Genomic DNA, 13,335 nt, shown 5'->3' with positions numbered 1-13,335 from the left:
CTCTCGATTGGTCATGGCGCTGCTCCCTGCTTGATACCAACAGGAAAACAATCGGCCAGAAAAGGGTTAATCGGGAGGTCAAATTAAACTGGTGTTTTGAAGACTTATTACATCGGTGATGACACTGCTTGTTAATATCACTATCCACAGCGTTTTTCAGTGCATCCAGATTCAGCCCCTGTTTCCTTACACTGCTGGCTATGGAGTTCGAGTCATGTCGGGCAGGGTGTGAAATTAGCTGTTTGTGCAGTGCAAGGTAGGCGTCATTACCTTCAGCCCTGGCTGCTAATGAGAGAGCAGCAGCCTCTCTTGAGCTTGGCCCAAGAATAGGGAGGTCTTTATAGATAATTTTCAAGTCAGGGTAATCTTTTACCAGGGCTTCCAGAACAGGGTCCTGCTGCTTGCAAAATCCGCAGTTAACATCACCAAAGTAGACAATGCTCAACTTTGGTTTTGAGGAGCCCGCAAAGGGATCATCACTGTTGTTAAAAAGCTCAGTCATACTACTGGTGAGTACTGAGTTTTGAGCCTGTGTTCTGGCTACCTCTTCCTTTTTTTTCAGCTCATTGACCACTTCGATGAAAATTTCAGGGTTTTCCAGCAGGGCTTCACGAACCAGTTCTTTGACCTGTTTTTGCTGTTCCCGGTCAAGTGATGCGGCTTGACTGCTTATCGGAAGGATGAGTGCCGTAGCGGCAATGGCCAGAAGCTTTTTCATGGTTAACGTCCAATGTAATTATCAGGGCTGTTTTTTACCATCATACCTTTTTGGCGGGCTGCAATGAAATGGAGCCTCCATTGGGTAAGGTAATAATATTGTAAGTATTACTGTTTTAATTCTGCTTGTTTATTAGGGCCTGTTGACGTTTTGTTGCGAGCTCAGCGGATTCATGGCGCTCCTATGACGAGGCACGGCATTGCAGGAATACCCTAAAGGCCATAAAGGCCAGTTGCCTTTCAAAATGTCGCAACAAAATCATAGGCGCGCCCTGATCCACCCGAAGGGTGACCCAGAAAAGCGCCCTCTGCTTTGTCAGGCTTGCTTGATGTAGAACGACTACTCGCTGCGCAAGCCTTTTGCGCATATGACGCTTTTCTGGGTCACTGAGCACGCAACAAAACGTCAACAGGCCCTAAGCACTTCCTTTGCTAATAGTAAATAGTTGATACTCCGGGAAAAAAGTTGCTCCGGATCAAATTAAATCGGGTAAAGCCCGGGTATCGTTTTCCTGGAGGGAAGAGCGGTCAGCCTCCTAGTGTCAAGACCGCTGAAGTACCCGGAAGGACAGAATATCGGTATCAGCCAGTGAGAATGAAAAAGCCAAATATACTTTACATCAGGCGTTGTTATTGGCTTCCCTGACATTTGTCAGAAAAGAACAATAGCCTGCTAAATGATTGCTGAAGAGGCCGATAACAACAGTTCCTTAAAACACACGTAAAGGACTGAAACAATGAAAGTAATTGCTGTTGCTGTAGCGGGAATGTTATTGGCTGGTGCTGTCCAGGCTGCTGATCAAGTGGAGGATCTTCAGAAACAGGGCATGGTTTGTTATTCGATGGGAAGTACTTCTGCCGTTCGTCTGGCCAGTGAATCTCGTACCTCAGCCCAGGGAAATATGTCCCCCAATCTTTCGGTCACTGTTGCCCCTACCTTTTATATTACCAGTGACCGTGACTATAAGGCCTGTCGGAAATTGGCGGCTGAAAAAGGCGCGCATGTGATTATTGATCCAAATGCCTGATTTATAGATTGCTTTTGAAAGAAGTGATACTGGTTCAATAGAAAGAGCCGTTCATTATGAAATGAACGGCTCTTTTTTGTAGATCGGCAAACCGAGGTTGCCGACAATGTCCAAGGCGTGATGTCTACCTTAGAAGGTATAACCAACCGTTCCGGTAATGGTGCCTTTACGCAGAACAGTGTCGGCATCGCCACCCCAGGTCACTTTAGCCATCATATCGTCATACTTGGCGGTCAGACCCATATTGATCTTCTTCTCGCCTTCCTCAAAACGACCGGTCATATGGGAGTTACCATCAACGTCGTGAGTAAAGCGGAAGGTAGATTCCAGGTTAAGGCCGGGCATAGCGACATCATTCCAGTTAGCGCCGAGCATCACGTTGTAGCCCCAGCTGAAGCGGTCGAGACGCTCATCAGCATTTTCTGATGCATCTTCACCAAACCAGTCACTTGATCCTTTTGCGACGTATCTGTCGTAGTTATCAAGCCCAGACACCTGTTGGAATGCGGCTTCACCAACCACATACATTAAGTCAGTGCCAACTACTGCGCCAAATGGTTGGATGACCGATAGTGAGGCATCCCATACAGGGGTTCTTTCATGGTTTTGGTACCATTCACCAACGGTGGCTGTTCTAGAACCATCTACATGAGAAGCACTCCATTCACCACTACCATAAATTGAATTCCCTGCAGTAAGCGCTTTTGCTAACAAGTCTTCAGGATGGTCAATCCAAATTGGCATATTCTCGGCGTAGGTGATCTCTCCGGCTATTTGTGTATAGCCAAAGACTTTAGTATTAAAGCTTGCTCCCCACAGTTTGATATCTTCACCATAAGAGGTTGTTGCATAGGTCGCATTGTTCATTAGGTACAAATTACCAATTGTGTCTGATGTTGCTCCTGCTGCTGCTCCTGCTGCTGTTAATAGTGTAGGGTCATCGTCTATCAGTACGTCGATAGTGGGAAGACTTGAATGGTAGTTCGCATAATACAGGGCAAACTCAGTATCAGGAATAGATTCTGGGGCGTAAGTAAAGCTCAGGCCCCACTGACCATTATTATCTGCTTTACCAGTACCTGACGTGTCAGCAACACGAATGTATGCTTCTTCATACTCAAAGAGAGGAGCATTTGGTATTCCACCCAAAGCTGTATTGACTGCATCAAGCACCAAAGTCTTAAATGCGTTTACATCGCCACCTGTTGCTATGTTAGCGAAAGTTTGGAGGTCATAATGCGCAAAATCCGACCCAGGAACAAAGATATCCTCACCAGACCCATAGGTTCCACGACCAGGCATAATAGAGCCTTCCCAGTCATATTGAACAAAGCCGGATAAAGTCATCTGATCATTAAACTGAAGGTCTGCCATCAGCATACCCTGAGCAAGGTTCAGGTCACCATCAGAGCCCGGAACCGTTGCCAGTGCCATATCATAGGCATTCAGATCCATTAAACCGCCGCCGTAGAAAATGGTTTCTCCCCAGTTATGGGTCTGATCACCCAGTTTCACGCTGAGCTTCTGGCCACCATCAAACTGCCAGTCGGCAAAAACGTACGCGCTTTGCAACTTAACCCCACGGCCCTGGTTGTCTTTAACTTCATCGGACCAGCCTGGGAAGGTTCCACTTTCATCATAGAGACCCTTGGCAACATCAGCGTCGTTATTTTCCTGCCAGTGGTTGGTGCCATTCATCAGTACATGGTCGTAATAAGCAGTGGCTCGACCGAAGAAACCGTAGTTGTCTTTTTTAACATCCAGTTCAGAGGTTACTTTTAGAGCTTTGCTGACAAAGCCTTTTTTGAATGAACGATCACCGTCGTTTTCAAGCTGTTCGTTAGATTCGGGTGTTTCGTAACCTTCAAGATCGTACTTTGCACCCAGGGTGATGGTGGTATTGAGGGTTCCCTGGACTTCACCATCCATTGCCTCAAACTCGAAAGCCTGAGCAGAAGCAGAGAGAAGCAGTGTGCCCGATAAAATAAAGCCAGCGGTTGCAGGTGCGAGCTGCAGTCGTTTCTTTGGTGTCAACATGAGGGGCTGTATCCTTGCCGTTATTATTAGAGTTATTTTGTCTACCAATTGAATATTCTAACTGCGCTATTGCGCTGATAACCCGGGTTCCAGTACAGCCTTGGATCCCTTGGTAATAGTCCCCACTATGACCAGTTATTTCGTCTGAACTTGAACCGAAGTTCGCAATTTTTACGACGATGGTTAGAAAATACCCTTGGTATTATTTTTATTGTTTTGTGTTTCGGCCTGTCTATTTGTACTAAAGTGCATATTGGTATGCAAGAAATTTATACCCTGTTTTTTAAACTTCCTCCTGAATCATTTTTTCCCTGTTTTACAGGGTTTTTCTTCATATCAGAATGAGCTGCCTGGTTGTCACACATGATGTGACAACCAGGTTTGAGATCTTGTTGTAGTGAGCTTTGTGCTCTTTTAGTGATTCCTCGTTCCCACGAGGTTGTGGAAACGAGAGCATTTATCGGTATTAAAAATAATCAATAACTGTAACCTCCTCCTGCACAGGGGTTATCGTCAGAGTCCATCTGATTGATCCACTCACTGACCAGTGCTACACCTTTGGTGTGGCTGAGTGATCGACCCAGTTCCGGCATCATTTCGCCGGGCTCCAGAGTCTCCATTCGATAGGTCAGGATGGATTGGTCTGCATGGCCCGGCAAGATATCCACAGGCCGGTTGCCTGCCCCTTTACCTGCGGCAATGGGGCGTTTACACAAACCAAGGGTGGCATCCAGCGGTGTATCCATGGTTAAGAACAGTCCACTGGTTCTTGCTGCGCCTTTTGGGTTATGGCAGTGGCTGCAATTGGCATCCAGATAGCTGCGTGCTCGATGAGCCAGGGTTTCGTCAGGTCTGCCATTAGGCCATAGGGCATTTTGTGATGCGTTCTTTACGTCATCCAAACCCGTGAGCAGGCCAGCTTTCATCAGGTGTGTCAGCTGGTTTTCTTCTCCGTAGGCATAGGTAAAGTTCCGGTTAAGGTGACGAATCTTTGGGCCCAGGGGCTTTACTGCTTGTCGACTGTCGTCTTCTGCATGACAGCCGGCACACTGGTTGGCATCGGGAATGATGTAGGCAAACGGCTTTTCCTCTGTTGAGCCATCAATACCTGTGACAGTTAACTGCATACTGTCACCAGCCCACTCCAGTACCGCATCCGTCTGCTGCTCATTCCAAATATAGGGTAGGGCAACCCAACCATCTTCCTGATGGACAAGCAGGCGGGTTTCAATCAATCGCACCTTATCCAGTGGCAGGCCTTTTTCGGGTGAAAAGAGTGATTTTTCGCCTTCCGAAGCCTGAAGCGTAGCGCCATTGGCAACCGGGTAATAAAAGGTTTTACTGATGATGGTTCCCACGGGATACTGAATCTCACCGTCCACAACGCTGGCCTGCTGCTCCTGGGGAATCCAGAGCGTTCTCAACTTGCTGGCGTAATCGGTAAACAACGGTGTGTTTAATTCATAGGGAACAACCGTGTCCCCCAGTTCCATTGAATTGCCATTGATGGACAAAATCTGCCACTGGCTGAGATTATCCGGGTAGTTATCTCCCGAGGTCATCAGCAGAGGCTGTGGTTTTTCACCACAACCTGCTAATACCAGAGCCGTCAGCCATACTGCGAACAACCTGATCAAGGCAGGTACCCTGATAACAGCAACCATAAATCAACCCTCGTCTTTTGTTATCAGCGATTCGGGCAGAGAAATAGCTGCCAGCTTGGGCAGTGAGCAACGGTGCGGAGCAATGTCGGTACTGATATTGCTGAAGTTATTACCCGCATCCACATTTACAACGCCACTTTCCCCGTTATCGATACACAGTGCCGGAGTCTTGCTCTCTGGGTTGACGATGCCATCCCAGAGCACATCAGGAAGACTGCCACTGAAGCCAAACTCAGCGATCTTCAGTGCTTTCAGTTCGATCCGGTCAGGGCTGTCACCACCGCCTTCGAACCGGTTACCGTAGACATAGATACCTTCAGGGTAGGGGTCGAAGTCTTCGGCCAGCTTGTAGTCCGACTCGTAACCCGCGGTGTAGTAGCTGCTGACAATGACGTTGGCAGTTTTGTTGTCTTTGATGTCGTTGTTGAATATTTCAACATTGTCGTTTGAGTTGATCAGGACACCAGAGCCAGCTGGAACCGCAGCAACGGCAGTGCCAGGGGTACCGAAGTTTTCGTAGTTATTGGCAAAGATCTGATTTTCATAAATACGGGTAGTATGTCCAGGCTGCTTCAGGTAAGGCATATTGAAGACCAGCACGCCGCCAGTATTGTTTGTTGCTACATTGCCATAGACATCAGCACCGATGGTGTTTTCGATTTCAATACCGGCCACATTGTATTCAGCACGGTTGTTGCGAACGATGACATTTCTGGACTGGCCAACATAGATGCCGGCATCGGATGCGCCAATGGCCACCGAGTCTTCGATCAGTGTGTTCTCGGTCTGTACCGGGTAAAGGCCGTAGGCACCGTTGGCATTATCAGGACCGTTGGTCCATTCAACCCGCACCCGGCGGATAACAATGTTTTCACCCTGGTTAACCTTAAGGGCATCGCCTTTGGTGTCTTCGATGGCCAGATCTTCCACGACAAAATCACTGGCATTCACCAGCAGGCCTTCTGCCCCGGCAACCTGTCCTTTAAAGGAAAGGATGGTTTTATCCATACCGGCACCCCGGATGGTTACTCCATCTACATTCAGAGAGAGGCTGCGGTCGATACTGTAGGTGCCTTCTGGTAACTCAATGACATCACCGGGTTTTGCCTTGATCAGTTTTGCCTGAAGGTCTTTCCGGAAGTTTTTGGCGGCTTCAGTGGTCTGGACTGCTTCCTGAGCATCCTGACCACAGGCCGACAGCAGTAAAGCAGTGGCAGTGACTGCCAGTACAGAACGGATTTTCAAAGGGTGCATCCTCATTCTTATTGTTCTTATAGAGAGTTGTAGAAGTAAGCAAAACGCGAGGTTAAATTAACTCAGTGGGATGCAGGGAATCTGACCAGAAATGGTAAAAATGCACCTGATTTTAAAATCAGTCAGTAAATTTCAGAATTGGTAAGTTCGATAGAGGCCTTGATATATCAAGGGCTATACTAGGTTCTGTTGACATAAGGTTCCTTTCTCAGCTCAAGCCAGAATGCTTCTGACTAGGCGCAAGGACGCAGGAATGCCGATGTCTTTCAAGTTCTTGCAACAACGGCAGAATCATTCTGGCTTGAGCCCTTCGGGTGGCTCGTAAAGCCGCCTTCCAGCTTCGTTGAACTGGTTTAATGTAGAACCACTACACCTGCACCAGCTCGCCTCGTGGAATGCGGTTTTACGAACCACTGAGTTTGGAAGCTTATGTCAACAGAACCTATGTTTCTTACTGGATTCTGGCTATCACAGGCGGTCTTGAGCAAGGGGAAAAAAGCTTATAGGCTGCTTCGTGTAACAACCTTTAAGTATGGTAATTAAAAAAATAGACTCCTTCGTGTCTTAGTGACTTTGTGTTTCAAGTCTTGTTTATGCCGTGGGCGCGTTTATACAGAGTGGCCACGTAGGGAATCCTGTTGGAGATTGTAATCTTTTCGGTATTGACTGGGTGTCTTTTCCGTTCTCTCCTTAAAGGCCCGGTTGAATGCACTGAGTGATCGAAATCCGACATCAAGTGCAATAGTCAAAACGGGTAGCTGGCTGTCTTCTTGAGAAACCAGCCGACGACAGGCCTCCTGAATTCGATAACCATTGAGGAAGTCATTGAAGTTTCGATACCCCATCTGCTGATTGATCAACTGTCGCAGTCGGTACTCCTGAATATCCATGGCTTCAGCCAGATCACTGATGGTGATGCCTTCCTGTCGATATAGCTTCTGATCCTCCATCATCCCTTTCAGCTTTTCAATCCACAGGTTACTCGGTTCAGCCTCTGGCACATTGGTGAGTTCCTGAGTTTGTTCTGTCTGATTATTCAAGTCTGTTTCTGGCGCAGGACTCTGCACCAATCCGGCTTCAGCGAACAACAGGCCTGAACGAAATTTCAGTAAGCGGCCATAAAAGGCAAAAAGAAACAGAGCTAAAAGGACGGGTTGAGCCAGCTTAAATGCCGGTGGACCACCATTGAAGAACTGTTCCATGGTCACGACAACAGCGATATAAAAACCAACACTGCCTAATAACCAGACCCTTAATTCACGACGGGATTCCACCAGATCATCCCGCATGCTGCGGATAACGGTCATGAGTGCATGGGCGATCAGGATAAATTCCAGCCATTGTGGCAGATGGAACATCAACCAGCTGAAAATATAAGAGGTATCGAGGCTGAATAGATGGGCACCAATCCTGCCAATAGCAGGAGAGAATATAATAAAGAAGGGGATGGCCAGTGTTTTTCTGTTCAAACGAAAACTGTCGTCAAATAGCAGCAGGCAAACCATCCAGAATAGCGTGGGAATCATATTGCGAAAGGCGGTACAGAGCCAGATTAGCCAGAAGTTCTCAGTGGATGCTTCCGCGATAGGGAGTAAAAGGTAACCAATAAGGCTCACCTGCAACATAGCAAAGCACAGCGCGCGGCAGTCACGTATCCCTGGTAACACCTGGAATAGTGTCATCATCGCCAGCGAGAGGCTGAAAAATGTGGCGGCAATTTGGTAGTCAGGCATCCTGATCCCCGATCTTCCGACTTTTTTCTTATTTTGTCGTTGATAACTATTTGTCATCAACCCTTCATAATCGCTATGGTATACGCATAATAAATTTAATAAAAACTATATGTTACAGAGCCTCCTTATGCGTACCTTATGTTTTCTACTCTCTTTGCTGATATCTGCCCAGGCATTTTCCTGGTCCAACCACACTCTGGTTAGTCATCAGCTACTGGCTACACTTCCACAGGTTCGGGACTCTGCTCCGGTGAAAGTTGAAAGTCTGGAAAGCTTTCTGCTGGCCAATGAGAAGGCGCTGGAAGTTTTTCTCGATCAGCAGGAGCAATGGATGCAGAACAATTTATGGCACTATGCTCCACGCCCGCAGGACCTGGCATTCAAAGCAACGGGTAGCAAAGACGATATCCGAACCCGCTTTGCCCATGCCATTCGTGTAAACCCAAATACCAAATGGCCTCTGTATTTACAGCTTCTCCCTGGGGAAAAACGGCTGTCTCCAGTCATTAAGCCTGGTTCAGTAAGTACGCTGAAAAATTTTGATCATCTGGTTTCTGTGCAGTTGGTACAGCTGAGACCAGGGGATAAGGCATCACCTGTTGATATCGTTACAACAGCCACGGATGAACCTGATCATGGACTGGATATAGGCCTCTTTACTGACAGTAATACCGACTATGGCAAGGTTTATGGATTTGGAAAGCAGCCCTTCGGTAATCCAAACCTGGAGTACGGAACACAGGCACCTTTCCACATGGGTTTTTACCATGAGTCTTCAATTCTTTATGCCCTGGGTGGTTTTTTAAAGCAGACTTATCCGGAATATCGAATCCAGTTATTTAAACAGCTTTCCGAATTTGCCTTCACACAGGGGCATGATTACTGGGGGTGGCGTTTTATGGGGTGGGGGCTCCACTATCTGGGTGACTTTTCCAATCCATACCATGTGATGCCGGTACCGGGAAACAATACCATGACAACCCTGTGGGTTGGTTTAAAGAACATCATTGGTTTTCCAGAAGGGCAGAATCAGGCGATTCAGCTGGCATCGAACCGGCACACCGTCCTTGAAGATTTTCAAAGCTTGGTCATGAGTCAGGCTTATGAAGAGAACAACATTCAGCACCCAACCATTCAGGCGCTCACGAGGCAAAAAGCAGCCAGAGTCTACGAGAATGGTCATATTGTCACGGTAATTTCTCAGCAGGCTTATGAAAAAGCGCATGATATTCACGAAGTGCTGGAACAGACCATGCCTGAACAATACGTTGATGACCCAGTGGTTGAATATTCTGAACTGAGCGCCAAATCTTCGTTGCAGGAAACGGTGTTAAAGACTTCTGGTGAGGATGGCTATAACAAATTGATAAACATTATTACGGATTTGCTGGGTGGGTTTTCAGAGAATGGCGCTTCTTATGTTGAGGCGATTCTGTCTGCCAAAACATTCCAGAATGACCAGGCCAAACTGGATTGATCTGGAAAGCGTTTTCTCAAGATCACATGAGTGACTTTGAGTGTCACGCTGTTGTTTTCAGAAAATAGCTGATAGATACAATTGTGCTGTATAAAAAATGATCAATTTTTTGTGAGGCTTGCAAATTGTGCGATGCAGTCAGTTATCCACAGGTCATTCAATGGTTTGATCAATGAATCTGTTGATGACTAAAGATTGAGTTATATAGAAATAATTAGTTATTCACTTTTATTTATCAAAAAATAAGCCCGGAACTTGCCGGGCTTATTTTATTAAGTTGGTTAGTGTAGAAGGAGAAAGTGAGGTCTATTTCCTCATCAGTGCCGGGTTTCGGTGGCGGGGAGAATGTTAGGGTGATCAAGCCAGTCTTCTGGGTTGTCATCAATCGTATCAACAGCTTCCGCTTCTTCAAGTTCTCCACGAGTGGCAAGTACCGCCAGCTCTTTGGCAAATTTCTGTAACAGGTTAATCACGTCATCACGATTGCTATTCAGGCTTTCGTCAATTTCTATACTGAATAGAGGAGGAGCATCGTCAGCAAGCTCTTCCTCTTCCTTGCGAATAAGAACCATCTGCAGGCCGGAAAACTCGTCATCACTGACTTCGGCCAGTTTAAAGGTAATGGACTGTGCTTCTCGAAGAATCGACAGCAGTTTCAGGGCTTCGGCAGCACTAAGATCTCCGGCATCCACACGGGCTTCCACATACTCTCTGGCAGAAAGGCCAGAGGCAATGTAGTTGTCTACCAGATCTTGAATACTCTTGTACTTGTTTTGGCTCATAGACCCTCCTGACAGCTGTTTCAGCTGATGCCTGACAGGTAAATTGTCAGGCGCCAAGGCCAGATTCACCAGAGGCAGGGTGCTCTCTCAATTAGCCATGAGACCAGTACTTCAAATGCGCATTCAGGCCCGGCCTGCTACGCAGGGTATGGCGGCCACCTGTCTAATTGAGAATGTCCTCTCACTCTGATTCCTGTTTCCAGTGTACCTGATTAGCGATGAATGTATAGGGATTAATACTGATGAAGTTGAAGTGATATGACTATAGTCTCGTGATCGGATTGGCTTGAGCCTTTATGGGCCAGCTGTTTTGTTTCTCACAGAGCTGATTTGTCAGACTTATTTGTTTAGATGGTGCTTTCAACCTTTGAGGCGCTTGTTACAAAAGTATGAACTTGTACAGACTTAACCTGAACCTTTTGCCAGGCCTCAAGGCGTTACTCGATACTCAAAGTGTTTCCCTGGCTGCGAAGCAGATGCATGTTACCCAGTCGGCTATGAGCCGGACACTGGCTCAACTGCGCGAAGCCTTGAATGATCCGATTCTTGTCCGCCAGGGAAATCGAATTTTCCTCTCTGAAAAAGCACTGGCGTTGAAAGATGATGTGAACCGTGTGGTGACTGAAGCCAGTACCATATTTGAGAACCAGCAGTTTGACCCCTGGATTACCGAAAAAAACTTTACGATTGCCGGAACTTACATTGTTCTTGAGCAAATACTGCCACAGATCCTTCACCAGTTCTGGAAGCAGGCACCTCATTTTAACTTTGAACTGTTACAGTTCAGCCCGCAGTTGGATAAAAAGCTGGAGGCTGGCCAGGTCGACCTGGTTCTTGGGTATGTAGGAAAGCCACCTGCTGGTTTCAGTTATGTACCATTAATGGAGGATAGTATCTGTGCTCTGGTGCATGAGGATCATCCTCTTGTAGATCAGGAGATTACCACCGAAGATCTTGAGCAGTACTCAGTGATTCGACACTCTTCATGGATGGGAAGTCCACATTTCATCAGGGACTACCTGGAAAGTCTCAGCGAGAATATCCGTGTTGTTGCTAAAATACCCAACTTGCCTATCGGTTTGCAGTTGGTAAAGGACACCAGTCATATTCTGATCACGATGGAGAAAGCGGCTCGCTCCAACACTTATGTGCAGAGTATGAAGATGAAAACTCTGCCTGGTAAAACACCCCAGGTTAAATACTACGTAGTTTGGCCGGAATACTGGGAGCATAACCGGGCGCATCGTTGGTTCAGAGAGTTCATCATCAATCGTTTTCGTCTCAAACTGAAGGAAATGGACCGGCATAATGCACTGATCAATGGTGAAGCTGGCGTGCTGGCTCACTGAACTTAGTGGTATAAGTCAGGCTGTTGATATCGTGCCTATACTTGGCCTTCTGAATGGTGCAGAGGGTCAGGTAGCATGCGGTTTCCTCCATGGTTTAAAAAGCGACTGCCTATTTTTTTACTGCTTCTTCCTTTAAGTCTTAACGCTGATCACCCTGTTATTGAAATCATCATTTCGGGGGCCAGTCATGCCGCTGGTGTTGAAAATGGTATTTCAAACCCTGCGCTTAAAGGGGCATTACAGGGGGTTAATGATGCTGGCGTTATTAATTGCCCTCACCAACTCACCTACTTTGGGCCTCACAAAATTACCGAGGTCCCAAAGTTAATGGCTCATCACTCTGTCTATACGCATTTTCTGGAGCGAGACCTTTTTCAGTATATTCAGGCCAGAAAGGCTGTGAATCAGAATGGTGCAATTGGCGTCATTCTTCCCGAGTTTGTATGGTTGCGTTTTGTGGCATCGTACAATCAGGACACATTCAGTAACATCAAAAACAATGATTTTGACCCCGTTATCGATAGAGATGAATCTTCACTTTTGAAATTTATCGGAGATTTCAAGAGAGCACTGTTCGGGCAGATTTATTATCACCTCCAGCACAGGCCTGGAGATATTTCAGAGAACAGCGTGGCTATCAAGAGCAGCCTGGAATCTTCAATAGATCAATTAGAGGCTATGGGAAAGAAGCTTGGGGTTGTATTTCTGGTTGTCGGGCTGCCTCAGCAATTTAAGGAAATCGGTGCCCTCAGGGAGAACTGCGTCCATATTTATGAACCTTTGGTTAATATCATTCCAAATGATAGTCAGACATTTGTCCGGCATTATCTGACTTTCCTGCTCTTATACTCCCCCGGTGAAATGGAGAAACTGCCACGCATACAGTACTGGATTAATCACCCGCCCTGCTTTCGGGATGGCTTTGTTGAGGAAATCAATAAATTTGTTCAGTCCTGTTCGCAGGATAAACAGTATGTCCGCTTTTATGATATGGGGGACTACCTGAAACAGTATGGCGACAGGCTGGCGTTGAAATTATCTGAATCCCAACGGGTGCTGTTCAAACTGAATCGTATTTTTAACCAGGGTGAGAAGAGCCCGCTTCATTTATACAAAGGGGCTTATGACTTAACGGCGATGTTATATCTTGAGGCCCTGTCTTTATTAGTGAGTGAATCATTAGGGATTGACACTTCAGGTCTTATTGATCCGGAAAGGCGTGAAGAGCTGATTTTGAGAAAAAAAGCAGAGTTCCAGGGAGAAATGGTTGATAGCAGCCTTTAGACAGACGTAC

Annotated in this window: 10 protein-coding genes; 4 read left to right on the top strand and 6 right to left on the bottom strand. The window is 46.7% G+C overall.

The features are described from left to right. Positions 1 to 718, bottom strand: a 718-nt coding sequence (locus tag AK963_RS10650; RefSeq protein WP_066015431.1) for a DsbA family protein, incomplete at its 3' end; no start/stop codon positions are given. Between the two features lie 736 nt (positions 719 to 1,454). On the opposite strand from AK963_RS10650, the gene AK963_RS10640 reads away from it, so the two are divergent. Continuing rightward, positions 1,455 to 1,745, top strand: a complete 291-nt coding sequence (locus tag AK963_RS10640; RefSeq protein ID WP_066015429.1) for a hypothetical protein — start codon at positions 1,455 to 1,457, stop codon at positions 1,743 to 1,745. A 129-nt stretch (positions 1,746 to 1,874) separates the two neighbouring features. On the opposite strand, the gene AK963_RS10635 is transcribed toward AK963_RS10640, so the two are convergent. From AK963_RS10635 to AK963_RS10620, 4 genes are all read right to left on the bottom strand, one after another. Continuing rightward, positions 1,875 to 3,782 carry a DUF1302 domain-containing protein gene (locus AK963_RS10635; RefSeq protein ID WP_066015428.1) on the bottom strand — a complete coding sequence of 636 codons (1,908 nt, stop codon included), beginning with the start codon at positions 3,780 to 3,782 and terminating at the stop codon, positions 1,875 to 1,877. A 476-nt stretch (positions 3,783 to 4,258) separates the two neighbouring features. After that, positions 4,259 to 5,446: an SO2930 family diheme c-type cytochrome gene (locus AK963_RS10630; RefSeq protein WP_066015427.1), complete on the bottom strand. Its 1,188-nt coding sequence runs from the start codon at positions 5,444 to 5,446 to the stop codon at positions 4,259 to 4,261. 3 nt (positions 5,447 to 5,449) lie between these two features. Next, a complete protein-coding gene (locus tag AK963_RS10625; protein ID WP_338011548.1) occupies positions 5,450 to 6,691 on the bottom strand; it encodes a parallel beta-helix domain-containing protein in 1,242 nt (413 codons plus the stop codon). A gap of 617 nt (positions 6,692 to 7,308) precedes the next feature. Further along, entirely contained in the window at positions 7,309 to 8,433 is a 1,125-nt protein-coding gene (locus AK963_RS10620; protein WP_066015425.1) for a helix-turn-helix domain-containing protein, read from the bottom strand. A gap of 127 nt (positions 8,434 to 8,560) precedes the next feature. Between AK963_RS10620 and AK963_RS10615 the strand changes: the two genes are divergently transcribed. Further along, positions 8,561 to 9,910: a hypothetical protein gene (locus tag AK963_RS10615; protein ID WP_066015424.1), complete on the top strand. Its 1,350-nt coding sequence runs from the start codon at positions 8,561 to 8,563 to the stop codon at positions 9,908 to 9,910. 317 nt (positions 9,911 to 10,227) lie between these two features. Here AK963_RS10615 and AK963_RS10610 read toward each other — a convergent pair whose 3' ends face one another. Beyond that, positions 10,228 to 10,692, bottom strand: coding sequence for a hypothetical protein (locus tag AK963_RS10610; protein ID WP_066015423.1), 465 nt, complete (start codon positions 10,690 to 10,692; stop codon positions 10,228 to 10,230). A gap of 389 nt (positions 10,693 to 11,081) precedes the next feature. Between AK963_RS10610 and AK963_RS10605 the strand changes: the two genes are divergently transcribed. Together AK963_RS10605 and AK963_RS10600 are read left to right on the top strand one after the other, a co-directional pair. Continuing rightward, complete coding sequence (locus AK963_RS10605) at positions 11,082 to 12,041, top strand: LysR family transcriptional regulator (RefSeq protein ID WP_066015422.1); 960 nt, start codon at positions 11,082 to 11,084, stop codon at positions 12,039 to 12,041. A 75-nt stretch (positions 12,042 to 12,116) separates the two neighbouring features. Beyond that, entirely contained in the window at positions 12,117 to 13,325 is a 1,209-nt protein-coding gene (locus AK963_RS10600; protein ID WP_066015421.1) for a hypothetical protein, read from the top strand. The last annotated feature ends 10 nt before the right edge of the window (positions 13,326 to 13,335 follow it).

The organism is Endozoicomonas atrinae (assembly GCF_001647025.1).
In the GTDB taxonomy this organism is placed as follows: Bacteria; Pseudomonadota; Gammaproteobacteria; order Pseudomonadales; family Endozoicomonadaceae; genus Endozoicomonas; species Endozoicomonas atrinae.
This window is presented reverse-complemented; position numbering and strand designations above follow the sequence as displayed.

Coding starts and splice junctions, on each gene's coding strand:
- AK963_RS10640 (WP_066015429.1), top strand. CDS start 1,455: ATGAAAGTAATTGCTGTTGCTGTAGCGGGAATGTTATTGGCTGGTGCT.
- AK963_RS10635 (WP_066015428.1), bottom strand. CDS start 3,782: ATGTTGACACCAAAGAAACGACTGCAGCTCGCACCTGCAACCGCTGGC.
- AK963_RS10630 (WP_066015427.1), bottom strand. CDS start 5,446: ATGGTTGCTGTTATCAGGGTACCTGCCTTGATCAGGTTGTTCGCAGTA.
- AK963_RS10620 (WP_066015425.1), bottom strand. CDS start 8,433: ATGCCTGACTACCAAATTGCCGCCACATTTTTCAGCCTCTCGCTGGCG.
- AK963_RS10615 (WP_066015424.1), top strand. CDS start 8,561: ATGCGTACCTTATGTTTTCTACTCTCTTTGCTGATATCTGCCCAGGCA.
- AK963_RS10610 (WP_066015423.1), bottom strand. CDS start 10,692: ATGAGCCAAAACAAGTACAAGAGTATTCAAGATCTGGTAGACAACTAC.
- AK963_RS10605 (WP_066015422.1), top strand. CDS start 11,082: ATGAACTTGTACAGACTTAACCTGAACCTTTTGCCAGGCCTCAAGGCG.
- AK963_RS10600 (WP_066015421.1), top strand. CDS start 12,117: ATGCGGTTTCCTCCATGGTTTAAAAAGCGACTGCCTATTTTTTTACTG.